Origin of the sequence: uncultured Pseudomonas sp. (genome assembly GCF_913774235.1) — a bacterium.
In the GTDB taxonomy this organism is placed as follows: domain Bacteria; phylum Pseudomonadota; class Gammaproteobacteria; order Pseudomonadales; family Pseudomonadaceae; genus Chryseomonas.
Window position 1 is genome coordinate 30,252 of the sequence record NZ_CAJYDW010000003.1, and the last position, 16,510, is coordinate 46,761.

The 16,510-nt window shown below is 62.6% G+C and carries 16 protein-coding genes and 1 pseudogene; all 17 read left to right on the forward strand.

The features are described 5' to 3' along the window. Positions 1–72: 72 nt before the first annotated feature. The 17 genes and pseudogenes from gltX to fliE all read left to right on the forward strand — a co-directional run bounded on the left by gltX (position 73) and on the right by fliE (position 16,509). Positions 73–1,554, forward strand: a complete 1,482-nt coding sequence (gene gltX, locus QZ471_RS01755; RefSeq protein ID WP_295460604.1) for a glutamate--tRNA ligase — start codon at positions 73–75, stop codon at positions 1,552–1,554. Positions 1,555–1,613: 59 nt separating this feature from the next. After that, complete coding sequence (locus tag QZ471_RS01760) at positions 1,614–2,225, forward strand: YitT family protein (RefSeq protein WP_295460605.1); 612 nt, start codon at positions 1,614–1,616, stop codon at positions 2,223–2,225. 114 nt (positions 2,226–2,339) lie between these two features. After that, positions 2,340–3,452 carry a histidinol-phosphate transaminase gene (hisC, locus tag QZ471_RS01765; protein ID WP_295460606.1) on the forward strand — a complete coding sequence of 371 codons (1,113 nt, stop codon included), beginning with the start codon at positions 2,340–2,342 and terminating at the stop codon, positions 3,450–3,452. 13 nt (positions 3,453–3,465) lie between these two features. Then, positions 3,466–4,335 (forward strand): annotated as a pseudogene (locus QZ471_RS01770) (prephenate dehydrogenase/arogenate dehydrogenase family protein); the annotation flags it as partial. Between the two features lie 53 nt (positions 4,336–4,388). Further along, the gene (cmk, locus tag QZ471_RS01775) at positions 4,389–5,075 is read left to right on the forward strand and encodes a (d)CMP kinase (protein WP_295460607.1); all 687 of its coding nucleotides are present in this window, start codon (positions 4,389–4,391) and stop codon (positions 5,073–5,075) included. 140 nt (positions 5,076–5,215) lie between these two features. Next, positions 5,216–6,895 carry a 30S ribosomal protein S1 gene (rpsA, locus tag QZ471_RS01780; RefSeq protein ID WP_059227970.1) on the forward strand — a complete coding sequence of 560 codons (1,680 nt, stop codon included), beginning with the start codon at positions 5,216–5,218 and terminating at the stop codon, positions 6,893–6,895. Between the two features lie 186 nt (positions 6,896–7,081). Then, complete coding sequence (ihfB, locus tag QZ471_RS01785) at positions 7,082–7,369, forward strand: integration host factor subunit beta (protein WP_059226840.1); 288 nt, start codon at positions 7,082–7,084, stop codon at positions 7,367–7,369. A gap of 244 nt (positions 7,370–7,613) precedes the next feature. Beyond that, complete coding sequence (locus QZ471_RS01790) at positions 7,614–7,835, forward strand: hypothetical protein (RefSeq protein ID WP_295460609.1); 222 nt, start codon at positions 7,614–7,616, stop codon at positions 7,833–7,835. Positions 7,836–7,973: 138 nt separating this feature from the next. Further along, positions 7,974–8,945, forward strand: a complete 972-nt coding sequence (locus tag QZ471_RS01795; protein ID WP_295460677.1) for an NAD-dependent epimerase/dehydratase family protein — start codon at positions 7,974–7,976, stop codon at positions 8,943–8,945. Beyond that, on the forward strand, positions 8,939–9,988 hold the full coding sequence (locus QZ471_RS01800; protein ID WP_295460610.1) for a glycosyltransferase family 4 protein: 1,050 nt from the start codon (positions 8,939–8,941) through the stop codon (positions 9,986–9,988). The genes QZ471_RS01795 and QZ471_RS01800 overlap by 7 nt, the downstream gene beginning before the upstream one ends. 10 nt (positions 9,989–9,998) lie before the next feature. Further along, positions 9,999–11,981: a nucleoside-diphosphate sugar epimerase/dehydratase gene (locus QZ471_RS01805; protein ID WP_295460611.1), complete on the forward strand. Its 1,983-nt coding sequence runs from the start codon at positions 9,999–10,001 to the stop codon at positions 11,979–11,981. A gap of 218 nt (positions 11,982–12,199) precedes the next feature. Then, the gene (gene rfbB, locus QZ471_RS01810; RefSeq protein ID WP_295460613.1) at positions 12,200–13,264 is read left to right on the forward strand and encodes a dTDP-glucose 4,6-dehydratase; all 1,065 of its coding nucleotides are present in this window, start codon (positions 12,200–12,202) and stop codon (positions 13,262–13,264) included. Positions 13,265–13,336: 72 nt separating this feature from the next. Next, positions 13,337–14,218: a glucose-1-phosphate thymidylyltransferase RfbA gene (rfbA, locus tag QZ471_RS01815; protein ID WP_295460614.1), complete on the forward strand. Its 882-nt coding sequence runs from the start codon at positions 13,337–13,339 to the stop codon at positions 14,216–14,218. Continuing rightward, positions 14,218–14,754: a dTDP-4-dehydrorhamnose 3,5-epimerase gene (gene rfbC, locus QZ471_RS01820; RefSeq protein WP_295460615.1), complete on the forward strand. Its 537-nt coding sequence runs from the start codon at positions 14,218–14,220 to the stop codon at positions 14,752–14,754. The genes rfbA and rfbC overlap by 1 nt, the downstream gene beginning before the upstream one ends. Further along, positions 14,751–15,665, forward strand: a complete 915-nt coding sequence (rfbD, locus tag QZ471_RS01825) for a dTDP-4-dehydrorhamnose reductase (RefSeq protein WP_295460616.1) — start codon at positions 14,751–14,753, stop codon at positions 15,663–15,665. Before rfbC ends, rfbD begins: the two co-directional genes overlap by 4 nt. 59 nt (positions 15,666–15,724) lie before the next feature. Continuing rightward, positions 15,725–16,027, forward strand: coding sequence for a ComEA family DNA-binding protein (locus tag QZ471_RS01830; RefSeq protein ID WP_295460617.1), 303 nt, complete (start codon positions 15,725–15,727; stop codon positions 16,025–16,027). A gap of 143 nt (positions 16,028–16,170) precedes the next feature. Next, positions 16,171–16,509 (forward strand): flagellar hook-basal body complex protein FliE, encoded by a 339-nt coding sequence (gene fliE / locus QZ471_RS01835; RefSeq protein WP_295460618.1) that lies wholly within the window; start codon positions 16,171–16,173, stop codon positions 16,507–16,509. The last annotated feature ends 1 nt before the right edge of the window (position 16,510 follow it).

The following is a 16,510-nucleotide window of genomic DNA, read 5'->3' on the forward strand; positions in this document are numbered from 1 at the left end:
TCCAACTGGCAGCGCCAGGGCTGGCGCTGCTACCATTCCGCCTTTGTCCCTTCGCGTTTTTCGAGAAAGCCGATGACCACCGTTCGCACGCGCATCGCGCCGTCGCCCACCGGCGACCCGCATGTCGGTACCGCCTATATCGCCCTGTTCAATCTCTGCTTCGCCCGCCAGCACGGCGGTCAGTTCATCCTGCGCATCGAGGATACCGACCAGGTCCGCTCGACTCGCGAATCCGAACAGCAGATCTATGACGCCCTGCGTTGGCTGGGCATCGAATGGGACGAGGGTCCAGACGTCGGTGGCCCCCATGGTCCCTATCGGCAGAGCGAACGCGGCGAGATCTATTGGAAGTACGCCCGCGAGCTGGTGGAGAAGGGCCATGCCTTCTACTGCTTCGCCACCCCGGAAGAGCTCGACCAGATGCGTGCCGAACAGCAGGCGCGCGGCGAGACCCCGCGCTACGACGGTCGTGGCCTGCGCCTGTCGAAGGAAGAGGTGCAGCAGCGCCTGGACGCCGGCCAGCCCTATGTCATCCGCATGAAGGTGCCGGAGGAGGGCGTCTGCGTTGTCCCCGACCTGCTGCGCGGCGATGTCGAGATCCCCTGGGATCGCATGGACATGCAGGTGCTGATGAAGGCTGACGGCCTGCCCACCTACTTCCTCGCCAACGTGGTCGACGACCACCTGATGGGCATCACCCATGTCCTGCGTGGCGAAGAGTGGCTGCCCTCGGCGCCCAAGCTGATCAAGCTTTACGAATACTTCGGCTGGGAGCAGCCGCAGCTCTGCTACATGCCGCTGCTGCGCAACCCGGACAAGAGCAAGCTCTCCAAGCGCAAGAATCCCACCTCGGTGACCTTCTATCAGCGCATGGGCTACCTGCCCGAGGCCATGCTCAACTACCTCGGCCGCATGGGCTGGTCCATGCCCGACGAGCGCGAGAAATTCACCTTGGACGAGATGGTCGAGCATTTCGACCTGCAGCGCGTGTCCCTGGGCGGCCCTATATTCGACGTCGAGAAACTGTCCTGGCTCAACGGCCAGTGGCTGCGCGAGCTGAGCCCCGAGCGCTTCGCCGCCGAGGTGCAGCAGTGGGCGCTCAATCCCGAGTACCTGCTCAAGATCGCCCCGCTGGTGCAGCAGCGGGTCGAGACCTTCAGCCAGATCGCCCCGCTGGCCGGTTTCTTCTTCAGCGGCGCCCTGAATCTGGACCCGGCCCTGTTCCAGCACAAGAAGCTGTCCGCCGACCAGGTGCGGCTGGTCATGCAATTGCTGCTGTGGAAGCTAGAAGCCCTGCGGACGTGGGACAAGGAACGCATCACCGCGGTGATCCAGACCGTTGCCGAGCATCAGCAACTCAAGCTGCGTGATGTCATGCCGCTGCTGTTCGCCGCCATCACCGGCCAGGCCAGCTCGGTCTCGGTGCTGGACGCCATGGAGATCCTCGGTCCGGATCTCACCCGCTTCCGTCTGCGTCAGGCGGTCGAACTGCTGGGCGCGCCTTCCAAGAAGGAAACCAAGGAGTGGGAGAAGCTGTTGGCCGAACTCGGCTGATCGCCTCTCGGCCGACCCCGACGTCGGGGTCGGCTTCTCTCTCACGCCAGGATGGCCCCATGACCTCCGTGACTCTCCAGCGGCACAATCTGCTCGAAGACGTGCTGGCCTTGCTCAGTGCGACCCTGATGATCGCCCTGGCGGTCAATCTCTATCGGCATGCCGGGCTGCTCACCGGCGGTACCGCCGGGCTGGCCTTTCTCGCCCAATACGGCACGCGGCTGTCCTTCGGCCAGGCGTTCTTCCTCATCAACCTGCCGTTCTACTGGCTGGCCGTGCGGCGGATGGGCTGGGCCTTCACCCTACGCACCCTGGCGGCGGTGAGTCTGGTATCGGTGCTTACCGAGCTGACGCCGCGCTTCATCGGCTTCACGATCCTGCAGCCACTCTATGCGGCAATCCTCGGCGGTGTGCTCATGGGGGTAGGGCTGTTGATCCTGTTCCGGCATAAGGCCAGTCTCGGCGGTATCAACATCGCCGTGCTCTATCTGCAGCATCGCTATGGCTGGCGCGCGGGCAAGGTGCAGATGGGCATCGATTGCCTGATCGTCCTGCTGGCGCTGTTCGTCGTCGCGCCGGGCGCCATCCTCACCTCCATCCTCGGTGCCGTCATCCTCAATCTGACCCTGGCGATCAACCATCGCCCCGGTCGCTACAGCGCTATCAGCTAGGGGCTTTCCGTCGCGCCAGCGCAACTTCGATTGGTCCGCGACCCGCCTTGGCTTTAAGATGGCGCCCATTTTCGACGGCCACGGCTGTCGTCATCGCAAGTTGAAGAGGTTTCCATGAGCTGCGATTTCCTGGCACAAGCCCTTCCCGGCGTACAGAAACTCTCGCCCTACGTGCCCGGCAAGCCCGTCGATGAACTGGCCCGCGAACTGGGTATCGCACCGGCGAGCATCGTCAAGCTCGCCAGCAACGAGAACCCCCTCGGCCCGAGCGCCAAGGCGCTCGAGGCCATCCGCGCCGAGCTGGCCGAACTGACCCGCTATCCCGATGGCAACGCCTTCGATCTCAAGCAGGCCCTGAGCCAGAGATTCGGCGTGGCGCCCAGCGGCATCACCCTGGGCAACGGCTCCAACGACATCCTCGAACTGGTCGCCCGTGCCTACCTGGCGCCGGGCTACAATGCCGTGTTCAGCGAGCATGCCTTCGCCGTCTACCCGCTGGTGACCCTGGCCATCGGGGCCGAGGGCCGTAGCGTCCCGGCCAAGGCCTATGGCCATGACCTCGACGCCATGCTCGCCGCCATCGATGCCAATACTCGGGTGGTCTTCGTCGCCAACCCCAACAACCCTACCGGCACCTGGTTCGACAGCGACGCCCTGGCGCGCTTCCTTGCCCGCGTCCCTGAACACGTCCTGGTGGTGCTGGACGAGGCCTACATCGAATACGCCGAGGGCGATGAACTGCCGGACGGCCTGGCCTTCCTCGCGCAGTACCCGAACCTGATCGTCTCGCGGACCTTCTCCAAGGCCTACGGCCTGGCCGCCCTGCGGGTGGGCTACGCCTTCTCCTCGCCGACCGTGGCCGATGTGCTCAACCGGGTGCGCCAGCCGTTCAACGTCAACAGCCTGGCCCAGGCCGCTGCCTGCGCCGCGCTGGCCGACAGCGACTACCTGGCCCGCAGCCGCGCCTTGAACGACGCTGGCATGGCCCAACTGGAAGCCGGTTTCCGCAAACTGGACCTGCAGTGGATTCCCTCGCGCGGTAACTTCATCGCCGTCGATCTGGGCCGCGATGCCGCGCCGATCAACCTGGGTCTGCTGCAAGAGGGCGTCATCGTGCGTCCCGTCGCCGGCTATGGCATGCCGACCTTCCTGCGCGTCTCCATCGGCACCGAGGCGGAGAACGCCCGCTTCCTGGCGGCCCTGACCAAGGTCCTGGGTCGTGGCTGAGGTGGCCGCCCCGCTGATCGAGCGTCTCGTCGTCGTCGGCCTGGGGCTGATCGGCGGCTCCTTCGCCAAGGGTGCCCGCGCCAGCGGCCTCTGTCGTGAAGTGGTGGGGGTCGATCGCGACCCCGAGACCCGCCGCCTGGCGGTCGAGCTGGGCGTGGTTGACCGCTGCGTTGCCGAACTGGCCGACGCCTGTCCGGGCGCCGACGTCATCCAGTTGGCCGTGCCCATCCTGGCCATGGAGCGAGTGCTCGCCGAGTTGGCGGTGCTGCCCCTCGGCACGGCCATCCTCACCGATGTCGGCAGCGCCAAGGGCAACGTGGTGCGTGCCGCGCGCCAGGCCTTCGCCGGCCAGTCGCTGCGTTTCGTGCCGGGTCATCCCATCGCCGGTTCCGAGCGCAGCGGCGTCACGGCGGCCAACGCGGCCTTGTTCAATCGGCACAAGGTCATCCTCACGCCGCTGGAAGAGACCTTGCCGGCAGACCTGGACAAGGTCGACCGCCTCTGGCGCGCCATCGGTGCCGATGTCGAGCACATGACCGTCGAGCATCACGACCAGGTCCTGGCTGCCACCAGCCATCTGCCGCACCTGCTGGCCTTCAACCTGGTGGACTCCCTGGCCAAGCGCAGCGAGAACCGCGAGATCTTCCATTACGCCGCGGGTGGCTTCCGCGACTTCACCCGCATCGCCGGCAGCGACCCGACCATGTGGCATGACATCTTCATCGCCAATCGCGAAGCCGTGCTGCAGGCGCTGGACACCTACCGCGCCGATCTCGACGAGCTGCGTGGCGCCATCCAGGCCGGCGATGGTCAGTTCCTCATGGAGGTGCTGACCCATGCGCGCGGCGCGCGCGAGCATTTCGGTCGCATCCTTGCCAGCCGTACCCAGGCCGGCGCCCAGGTCGTCGCCAATCATCCCATCACGGAGGGGCACTCATGAGCAGTACCGCACCCGTCATCACCCTCGACGGCCCCGGCGGTTCGGGGAAGGGCACCATCGCGGCGCTGGTCGCCCGTCAGCTCGGCTGGAATCTGCTGGACTCCGGTGCGCTCTATCGCCTGCTGGCCTTCGCCGCTCGCAACCACGGCGTCGACTACACCAACGAGGAATCGCTCAAGCTGCTGGCGGCCCACCTGGACGTGCAGTTCCTGGCCGGCCATGAGCACGGTCAGCGCATCATCCTCGAAGGCGAGGATGTCACCGACGTCATCCGCACCGAGGAAGTCGGTGCCGGCGCCTCCCAGGTCGCCACCCTGCCAGCCGTGCGCGATGCGCTGCTGCAGCGCCAGCAGGCCTTCCGTGAGGCCCCTGGTCTGGTCGCCGATGGTCGCGACATGGGCACCGTGGTCTTTCCGGACGCCGAACTGAAGATCTTTCTGACCGCCGGTGCCGAGGAAAGGGCACAGAGGCGTTATCTTCAGTTGAAGCAGAAGGGCGAAAATGTTAGCTTGCCTGCCCTCCTGGAAGAGATCCGTGAGCGGGACGCCCGCGACAGTCAGCGTAGCGTTGCTCCGCTCAAGCCCGCCGACGATGCCGTCGAGCTGGACTCCACGCATCTCTCCATACAACAGGTATTGGAACGCATCCTGACCCTGGCCGCCGAGCGCGACCTGGCGGGATGAAGGCCGAGACTCATCCGAGTCGTCGGTGAAAGCTGCCGGGAACCAGTCGCATCCCGGCAGCCGGATGGTAACCACTCACCCCGCATGGGCTGGTCATGCGGTAGCCGGATACATCGGGTATCCATACAACAGGTATGAACATGAGCGAAAGCTTCGCAGAACTCTTTGAAGAAAGTCTGAAATCCCTCGACATGCAGCCGGGTGCCATCATCACCGGTACCGTGGTGTCGATCGATGGCGACTGGGTTGTGGTCGATACCGGCCTGAAATCCGAAGGCCTGGTTCCGCTCGAGCAGTTCTACAACGAACAAGGCGAGCTGACCATCAACGTGGGTGACGAAGTCCACGTAGCCCTGGATGCCGTCGAAGACGGTTTCGGCGAAACCAAAGTGTCTCGCGAAAAGGCCAAGCGCGCCGAGTCCTGGCTGGTCCTGGAAGCCGCGTTCAGCGCCGACGAAGTGGTCAAGGGTGTCATCAACGGCAAGGTCAAGGGCGGCTTCACCGTCGACGTCAGCGGCATCCGCGCGTTCCTGCCGGGCTCCCTGGTCGATGTCCGTCCGGTGCGTGACACCACCCACCTGGAAGGCAAGGAACTCGAGTTCAAGGTCATCAAGCTGGACCAGAAGCGCAACAACGTTGTCGTTTCCCGTCGTAGCGTCCTGGAAGCCGAGAACAGCGCCGAGCGCGAAGCCCTGCTGGAATCCCTGCAGGAAGGCCAGCAAGTCAAGGGTATCGTCAAGAACCTCACCGACTACGGTGCGTTCGTCGACCTGGGCGGCGTCGATGGCCTGCTGCACATCACCGACATGGCCTGGAAGCGCATCAAGCATCCGTCGGAAATCGTCAACGTCGGCGACGAGATCGACGTCAAGGTGCTGAAGTTCGACCGCGAGCGCAACCGCGTCTCCCTGGGTCTGAAGCAGCTGGGCGAAGATCCGTGGGTCGCCATCAAGGCCCGTTACCCGGAAGGCACCCGCGTTCAGGCGCGCGTCACCAACCTCACTGACTACGGCTGCTTCGCCGAGCTGGAAGAGGGCGTGGAAGGCCTGGTGCACGTGTCCGAAATGGATTGGACCAACAAGAACATCCACCCGTCCAAGGTCGTTCAGGTCGGCGACGAAGTGGAAGTCATGGTCCTGGATATCGACGAAGAGCGTCGTCGTATCTCCCTGGGCATCAAGCAGTGCCGTGCCAACCCGTGGGAAGAGTTCTCGGGTCAGTTCAACAAGGGCGACCGCATCTCCGGCACCATCAAGTCGATCACCGATTTCGGTATCTTCATTGGTCTGGAAGGCGGCATCGACGGCCTGGTACACCTGTCCGACATCTCCTGGAACGAAACCGGCGAAGAAGCCGTGCGTCGCTTCAAGAAGGGTGACGAGCTGGACACCGTGATCCTGTCCGTTGATCCCGAGCGCGAGCGCATCTCCCTGGGTATCAAGCAGCTGGAAGACGATCCGTTCTCCAACTACGCCTCCCTGAACGAGAAAGGCACCATCGTGCGCGGTACCGTCAAGGAAGTCGATGCCAAGGGCGCTGTCATCACCCTGGCCAACGAGATCGAAGGCGTTCTGAAGGCGTCCGAAATCAGCCGTGATCGCGTCGAAGACGCTCGCAACGTGCTGAAGGAAGGCGACGAAGTCGAAGCCAAGATCATCAGCATCGATCGCAAGAGCCGCGTGATCAGCCTCTCCGTCAAGTCCAAGGACGTCGACGACGAGAAGGAAGCCATGAGCTCCCTGCGTAGCAAGCAAGAGCCTGCTGCCGGCCCCACCACCATCGGTGACCTGATCAAGGCCCAGATGGAAAGCCAGAACTAAGTTCTCGCTTGAGTGAAAAGGCGACCTCCGGGTCGCCTTTTTCTTGCCTGGCGAAAAAGAGGAGGGCGGTAACGGCAAGCAAAAAGGTGAGAGCGGCAAAGCCGGTCGCTTGACTTTGCAAAAATCGGCCAGCGTGCTAAAAGTGCTCGGAGGTGATCTAGCCGCTTGATAACGAAGGAAAAATCCATGACCAAGTCGGAGTTGATCGAGCGTATCGTTGCCTACCAGGGGCAGCTGTCGTCCAAGGACGTCGAGCTGGCGATCAAGACCATGCTGGAACAGATGGCCCAGGCCCTTTCCACCGGTGATCGTATCGAGATCCGGGGATTCGGCAGCTTCTCCTTGCATTATCGGGCGCCTCGTACCGGACGCAATCCCAAGACCGGGGAATCGGTCCTGCTGGATGGCAAGTTCGTGCCGCACTTCAAGCCAGGCAAGGAACTACGAGATCGGGTGAATGAGCTGGAGCCATAAAGTCGGCGCTCAACTCAGCCCCTCCCTTTGATGCCTTGCAACCTGTTGATTGAATAGCGTTTTTTTCGCACGGCTGGCTCGTCAAAAAAGCGTTGTTGTTGTAATTGATATCGGTATTTTGACGTTTACAAAAAAAGTCAAGTCTTTTTGATATTTTTGTAGACGGGTTCCGTTTTTTGTATGAGACTTCGCTCACATAAGGTCCTGGTTGACCTCGTAGTCCACTCCGAGTGAGGAAGTTGTCATGCGCCACTATCTTTTCATCTGGATCGGTATCGCCGCCTGCTTCACCAGCATGCAACTCGGACATCCCTTCCTGGCCGTAGCCGCCCTGGCTGGTAGCTGGTTGGTTGCTCTTCTCCTGCAGCCTGCTCAGCGTGTCGAGACCTTCTCGCGTCATTACGTCGCCCAGCCGGCCGTGCGCATGCAAGCTGTCGACGTAGCCGTCGCGGCCAAGACGCTCTAAAGCCAATTCGTTTTCATGGCCCACCAGGCCTGGCCTGGTGGGCTTTTTTATGGCCGGTGTTTTTGCAGCGCTAGGTGCTCGTCGAGCAATGTCTTACCATGGGCGCCGATTTGGCTGCTGGAAGGGCGCTTGGCATCGATGGAACGCAGTATTCTGGTGACGGGAGCGGGAGGATTCGTGGGTACTTCCCTGGTCCGGCATCTGCTTGACGAGGGTTATCCCGTAGTCGCTGCGCTACGTCAGGCGCCAACTTCCACCCCGCTACCTGGCCTTGCCTTCGTGAGTCGTGAACTCACCGCCGATACCGACTGGTCGGCAGCGCTGGCGGGGGTCGATACCATCATCCATCTTGCCGCACGCGTCCATCAGTTGGGTGAGCAACCCGGTGCGCTCAGTGATGGGCAATATGACCAGGTGAATCGGGCCGCTACCTTGAAGCTGGCGCGGGACGCCGTCCTTGCCGGTGTCCGTCGCTTCATCTTCGTCAGCAGCATCAAGGTCAATGGCGACTGGACATTGCCGGGACGCCCCTTCCGTGCCGATGATCCGCCCGGCCCCACCGATGCCTACGCCCGCTCCAAGGCTGCCGCCGAGCAGCAGCTACTAGCGCTCATGGCGGAGACCGGTCTGGAGGTGGTCATTATCCGTCCACCGCTGGTTTATGGCCCTGGCGTGAAAGCCAATGTCGCCCGTTTGCTGGATGTGCTGGCTCGCGGCGTGCCGCTGCCCCTGGGCGGGGTAAGGCACAACCGGCGCAGTCTGGTCGCCGTGGAAAATCTGGTCGACCTGCTGACGCTATGCATCTCGGCGCCCCGGGCAGTAGGAGCCACCTTGCTGGTCAGCGACGATGAGGATCTATCTACCGTCGACTTGCTCGAGGTGCTGAGCGAGGGCTTGGGCAGGAAGGCCAGATTGATCCCCATTCCCAGCGCCTGGCTCGAAATAGTCGCCCGGCTGCTGGGGCGTGGCGAACTGGCACAACGACTCTGTGGTTCGCTTCAGGTTGACATCCAGCCCACCAAGACGCTGTTGGCTTGGCAGCCACCCCACTCGGCCCGCAGCGCCCTGCGGGCGTTGGGTGCGCAACGCGCGGAGCGGGCAGTATGCTGATTCTGCTGCTGATCGCAGCTCTGGGTGGCAGTTGGCTGGGGACGGCAGCGTTGCGCCGCTATGCCCTGTCCGGTGGTCTGCTCGACGAACCCAATGCGCGTAGCTCGCATCAGGTGGCGACACCCCGGGGCGGTGGGTTGGCCTTCGTGGCGGTGTTCGTGATCGGTTGCTTCGCCTTGCGGGTGCTGGGATGGCTCGATACGGCAACCGGCAGCGTTCTGGTCGGAGCGGGGCTGCTGGTGGCGGTACTGGGGTTCGTCGATGATCATCGACATGTCGGCGCCGGTTGGCGGTTACTCGGGCATTTCCTCGCGGCCTTCCTGGCCTTGCTGTGGCTCGGTGGGTATGGGGTACTGCCCGGAAGCCTGGCGCAGGCCCTGGATTTGCCGATTGCAGTGATCCTGGCCCTTGGCGCCTTCTATCTGGTCTGGCTATTGAATCTCTATAATTTCATGGACGGCATCGACGGTATCGCCGCGGTGGAGGCCTTGAGCGCCTGTCTGGGCATGGCGCTGCTCTATGGTCTCGCGGGATATTCGCAGTTGCTGGGAGCCCCCTTGCTGCTGGCGGCAGCGGTCACGGGGTTCCTGTTGTGGAATTTCCCGCCCGCGAGGATCTTCATGGGCGACGTTGGCAGCGGCTTTCTCGGTCTCGTCCTGGGCATGCTGTCGCTGCAGGCGGCCCTGGTCGAGCTTTCACTGTTTTGGGCTTGGGTGATCCTGCTGGGCGTCTTCATCGTCGACGCCACCTGGACCTTGCTGCGCCGTATGATACGTGGCAAGAAACCCTACGAGGCCCACCGCACCCACGCCTACCAATGGGCTTCGCGGCGCCATCGCAGCCACAGGGCGGTGACCCTGGCGGTGCTCGGCATCAACCTGTTCTGGCTGCTGCCCATCGCTTTGCTGGTGGGCACTGGGCATTTAGGTGCCATACTGGGGCTGTTGCTTGCCTATGGACCTCTGTTGGGTCTGGCCCTTGGATACAATGCTGGGACCGATGAGACAGCTTCGGCTGTGCCGTCCACCGGGTTCAGGGAGTAGGAACACTGCTATGTTGCGTGACCGTCTGGTCAAGCTGAACCGGCGTACCAAGAGAGTCATCCAGGTCGCGGTCGATCTGCTATTGATCTGGATCTCACTGTGGCTCGCCTTCTATCTGCGGCTGGGCTCCGCGCAGATGATCGAGCCCTTCAGTGGCCACGCCTGGTTGTTTCTCACCGCGCCTGCCATCGCCATTCCCCTGTTCATCCGCATCGGCATGTACCGGGCGGTGATGCGTTATCTGGGCAACGATGCGCTGATCGCCATCGCCAAGGCCGTGACGCTTTCGACCTTGCTGCTGTCCGTGGTCATCTACTGGTATCGCGATCTACCGGAGATCGTGCCGCGTTCGATGATCTTCAACTATTGGATCGTCAGCCTGATCCTCATCGGCGGTCTGCGTCTGGCGCTGCGCCAGTACTTCCTGGGTGACTGGTATCGCGCCATCACCGTACCCTTCATCAAGCAGCCGGACGAATTGCCCCGTGTCGCCATCTATGGCGCCGGGTCGGCGGGCAATCAGCTGATCGCAGCGCTGCGCATGGGGCGGGCGATGCGGCCGGTGGCCTTCATCGACGATGACAAGAGCATCGCCAATCGCATCATCGCCGGCCTCAAGGTCTACACCCCCAAGCACATCCAGCAGATGATCGAAGAGACCGGTGCCGAGGAAATCCTCCTGGCCATCCCGTCCGCCACCCGTGCCCGGCGCCGGGAGGTCCTTAGTCTGCTCGAGCCCTATCCCTTGCATGTCCGTACCGTCCCGCGGATCAGCGATCTCGCCTGTGGCAAGGTGCAGGTGGACGATCTGCAGGAAGTGGATATCGCTGACCTCCTGGGGCGTGATCCGGTAGCGCCGCGGCCTGAACTGTTCAGTCGCTGCATCAGCCAGCAGGTGGTGATGGTGACGGGGGCGGGTGGCTCCATCGGTTCCGAGCTGTGCCGGCAGATCATCGGGCAGCGGCCGCGGGTGCTGATCCTGCTCGATCATGCCGAATTCAATCTTTACAGCATCCATCGGGAGCTGGACGCCCATATCCAGCGTGAAGCTCTGCCGATCACCCTGGTGCCCGTCCTGGGGTCCATCCGTAACGCTGCGCTGTTGCTGCAGGTGATGCGCCACTGGAAGGTGGCGACCCTGTACCATGCGGCAGCCTACAAGCACGTGCCCATGGTCGAGCACAACATTGCCGAGGGATTCGGCAACAATGTGCTGGGTACGCTGAACGCTGCCCAGGCGGCGATCCAGGCAGGGGTGACCAGCTTCGTGCTGATCTCCACCGACAAGGCGGTGCGGCCGACCAACATCATGGGCAGTACCAAGCGCCTGGCCGAGATGGTCCTGCAGGCGCTCAGCCGTGAAGCGGCGCCCATACTCCATGGCCAGGCCGACGGCATTCACCAGGTCAATCGCACCCGCTTCACCATGGTCAGGTTCGGCAACGTCCTGGGCTCGTCCGGCTCGGTCATTCCGCTGTTCCGTACGCAAATCCGCAAGGGTGGGCCGGTCACCGTGACCCACCCCAAGATCACCCGCTTCTTCATGACCATCACCGAAGCGGCGCAACTGGTGATCCAGGCCGGGGCCATGGGCGAGGGGGGCGATGTCTTCGTTCTGGACATGGGCGAGCCGGTGCGCATCGTCGAGCTGGCCGAGCAGATGATCAAGCTCTCGGGCCTCAGCGTGCGTTCTCCTGCCAATCCCCATGGCGACGTGGCCATCGAATTCACCGGCCTGCGGCCTGGCGAGAAACTCTACGAAGAATTGCTCATCGGCGACGACGTCAGTCCCACTTCGCATCCCAAGATCATGCGGGCCAGCGAAGACTTCCTTGCTTGGGACGCCTTTAGGGCTGCCCTCGTCGAGTTGAGTCGCTCGGTCGACGCCGGCGATTACGTCCGGGTGCGCCAACTGCTGCGCGATACCGTTGCCGGTTACACACCGGAAGGCGATATCGTCGACTGGTTGCATACCAACTGGTCCATCGATTGACCTGGGCGCTGTCTCAAATCCCGTATTTGAAGCCGAGCACAGAAGCGGCACCCTCTCGTCGCCGAGCTGAACTTTCCTTTTCTGCCACTGTTTAACTCAGGTCTTTGGGCGTGCGGCGTTGGTCGCGGCCCGAGCCAGGGATGGCTGCGCCGTCCTCCGATGTCCTGCGCGCCGGTTCGGGCAGGATGATGTGCAAATCGATATAGGCAGGATTCAGGATGAAGGTACTGGTAACGGGTGGCGCGGGTTTCATTGGTTCCGCCGTAGTACGTTTTCTTATCAACGAAACCCCGTGCAAGGTCGCCAACGTCGACAAGCTGACCTACGCCGGTAACGTGGATTCGCTAGCAGAGGTCTCCGCGTCCGACCGCTATGAGTTTCACCAGGTGGATATCTGCGACTTCGGCGCCCTGCAGAAGGTGTTCGCCGCCTTCCAGCCCGATGTGGTGATGCACCTGGCTGCCGAATCGCATGTGGATCGCTCCATCGAGGGGCCTGCCGACTTCATCCAGACCAACGTCGTCGGTACCGGCGTGATGCTGGAAGTCACGCGGGCCTACTGGAACGGCCTGGAACCCGAGGCCAAGGCGGCCTTCCGTTTCCACCACATCTCCACCGATGAAGTCTACGGCGATCTGCACGGCACGGACGACCTCTTTACCGAGACCACGCCCTATGCGCCGAGCTCGCCCTATTCCGCCAGCAAGGCCGGCAGCGACCACCTGGTGCGCGCCTGGGGCCGGACCTATGGCCTGCCGGTGCTGGTGACCAACTGTTCGAACAACTACGGTCCCTATCACTTCCCCGAGAAGCTGATCCCCCACGTCATCCTCAATGCCATCCACGGCAAACCGCTGCCGGTCTATGGTGACGGTTCCCAGGTGCGTGACTGGCTGTTCGTCGAAGACCATGCGCGCGCCCTCTATACCGTGGTGACCCAGGGTGAGGTCGGCGAGACGTACAACATCGGTGGCCACAACGAGAAGCGCAATCTGCAGGTCGTCGAGACCATCTGCGACCTGCTCGAAGAGCTGGCACCCGAGAAGCCGGCGGGGGTGGAGCGTTATCGCGACCTCATCACCTTCGTCAAGGACCGTCCCGGTCACGACATGAGATACGCCATCGATGCCAGCAAGATCGGCCGCGAGCTGGGCTGGACGCCGGAAGAGACCTTCGAGACCGGCATGCGCAAGACCGTCACCTGGTACCTGAACAATCGTGAGTGGTGGCAGCGGGTACTGTCCGGTGCCTATCGCCTCGAGCGTCTTGGCGAAGCCGTTTAACGATCCGTTCTCGGACACGCACCATGGCGTGTCCGACCGACAGCAACAGTCAATTTTCAGAGGACGATTGCCATGAGCAAATACAAGGGAATTCTGCTGGCCGGTGGCTCCGGTACCCGTTTGCACCCCATTACCCTGGGCGTGTCCAAGCAGTCGCTGCCGATCTACGACAAACCCATGATCTACTATCCGCTGTCCGTGCTGATGCTGGCCGGTATTCAGGAAGTGCTGATCATCTCGACGCCAGCCGACCTGCCCGGTTTCCAGCGCATGCTGGGCGACGGCAGCCACTTCGGCATGCAACTGAGCTATGCCGAGCAGCCGAGCCCCGATGGTCTGGCCCAGGCCTTCATCATCGGCCGTGAATTCGTCGGCAATGACAACGTCTGCCTGGTCCTCGGCGACAACATCTTCTATGGCCAGCGCTTCAGCGAGACGCTGTTGAAGGCCGCGAGCGTGGAGAAGGGCGCCACCGTCTTCGGCTACTACGTCGCCGATCCCGAGCGTTTCGGTGTGGTCGAGTTCGATGACCAGGGCAAGGCCCTGAGCATCGAAGAGAAGCCCAAGAAGCCGAAATCCAACTATGCCGTCACCGGTCTGTATTTCTACGACAACGACGTGCTGGACATCGCCGCCAACATCAAGCCATCGCCCCGTGGCGAACTGGAAATCACCGACGTCAACAACGAGTACCTGCGCCGCGGCTCGCTGAACGTGTCCCTGCTGGGTCGTGGTTTCGCCTGGCTGGATACCGGTACCCACGATGCCCTGCTGGAAGCCGGCCACTTCGTCCAGACCATCGAGAAGCGTCAGGGTCTGAAGGTCGCCTGCCTCGAAGAGATCGCCTTCCAGAAAGGCTGGATCACCTGCGAGCAGATGGCATTGCAGGCCGAAGCCCTGAGCAAGACTGGCTATGGCCAGTACCTGGCGCGTCTGTGCAAGGAGCAGGACTGATGCAGGTCTTCGACACCGCGATCCCGGACGTCAAGCTGATCGAGCCCAAGGTCTTCGGTGACGACCGCGGCTTCTTCCTGGAATCCTTCCAGGCCGAGCGTTATGCCCAGCAGGCGGGAATCACGCTGGCGTTCGTTCAGGACAACCACTCGCGTTCGGCGCGTAACGTGCTGCGTGGCCTGCATTTCCAGCGCAGCAAGCCGCAAGGCAAGCTGGTGCGTGTCGTGCGCGGCGAGGTACTGGACGTGGCCGTCGACATCCGTCGGGGCTCGCCCACCTTCGGCAACGTGGTGAGCGAGATCCTTTCGGAGGAGAACAAGCGCCAGCTCTGGATACCGCCGGGTCTCGCCCACGGCTTCGTGGTGCTGTCTGAAACCGCCGATTTTGAATACAAGTGCACAGATTATTACGATCCCTCTGATGAAGGGTCTTTGATCTGGAATGATCCGGATCTAAATATCGACTGGCGGGTCTCGGATCCCATCCTGTCCGCCAAAGATGCACAAGGACTTCGATTGGCGGAGCTGTATAGATGAAGATACTGGTTACCGGAGCGAACGGGCAGGTCGGACGTTGTCTGACCGACCGCCTTCAGCGTTCAGAACTGGCATGGGAGGCCCATGGACGTGCCACTCTGGATATCGCTGACGAAGGCTCGGTGACCAGCCATCTTGAGCGGTTCAACCCGGACGTCGTGATCAATGCGGCGGCCTATACGGCGGTGGACAAGGCCGAGCAGGAGCCGGAGATCGCCGCGCGCGGCAACATCGAAGGTCCTGCGGTCCTGGCACAGGCCTGTGGTGCGGCCGGTATCGCCCTGCTGCACCTGTCCACCGACTACGTGTTCGACGGGACGGCCACCCAGCCGTACCAGGTGAGCGACCCGGTCAGTCCCGCCGGGGTCTATGGGATGACCAAGCTGGAGGGCGAGAATCGCATCCTCTCGGCCTGCCCTCGGGCCGTGATCCTGCGCACGGCCTGGGTCTTCAGCGAGCACTGCAATAATTTCCTCAAGACCATGCTGCGGCTGGCTGCCGACCGCGACGAACTGCGCGTGGTGAGCGACCAAGTCGGCTGCCCGACCTATGCCGGCCACATCGCCGATGCGCTGCTGGAGATCGCTGGCCAGGTCCAGGCCGTTCCCACACAGGCGGCTTACGGGCTCTACCACTACGCCGGCGACAGCGGCCTGAGCTGGTGCGACTTCGCGCGGTACATCATCGATGCCGGTCAGGAACTCGGCATGCTGCAGCGTGCGCCCCTCATCACCGGGATCGCCACTTCCGAGTTTCCCACCCTGGCCAAGCGGCCCGCCTATTCGATGCTGGATTCGAGCGCGCTGCAGAGCGCGTTCGGCGTCGCGCCCAGCGACTGGCGTCAGGGCGTGCGGCAGACCCTGGCCGCGCTCAAGACCGAGCGCGAGCGCGCTGGATCGCTGGTCAGTTGACAGCCTGACGGCGCGCGATAAGCTTTGCGCATTTCACGGTGGAACAAGGAGGTTCCCCTATGAGATGCGTCTGGATCTTCGTCTTTCTCATCGCACTGCAGTCCTGGGTCTATGCCTGCGAGCCTGCTGTGGGCACCCAGGCCAAGTCGTCCATCAGTGCCTTTCCGGCACCCCTGAACATCAATGTCGCCGATGTCGGCGAGCTGCAGCGCTTGAGTGGCATCGGGGCGGTCAAGGCTCGGGCCATTGTCGATTATCGTCAGGCCCACGGTGCTTTCGCGTCGGTGGACGAGCTGCTCGAGGTGAAGGGGATCGGCAAGGGCCTCCTGCAGCGCAATCGTGCATTGCTGACCGTCGACTGATTCCTGTCGAACTTTAATCGACGTTACTCGGAAAATATTCAACTCCTTGTTTTGGCTGGAATTTTAAGTTCTGGCACAGGCATTGCTCTATCTCTGGCACGAGTGGGTACGGCGTCAATTTCCCGTACCGGAGGAGCAGAGCAATGGTTCAAGGTGTCGAGTTCAATCGGTTGATGCTGGAAATGCGTTCCATGCAGACCGAGGCCATGGCCCGGTCGAAAGCCGTGGCCGCGCCCACCAGCACCGAACAGGTCCAGGGCCCGAGCTTCGCCGACATGCTCAGCAAGGCCGTGGGCTCCGTCGCCGAGACCCAGCAAACCGCCAGCGAGATGGCCAAGGCCTTCGAACTGGGGCAGGGCGGGGTCGACCTCACTCAAGTCATGATCGCTTCGCAGAAGGCCAGCGTTTCCGTGCAGGCCTTGACCCAGGTACGCAACAAGTTCGTGCAGGCGTACCAAGACATCATGCAAATGTCGATTTGAG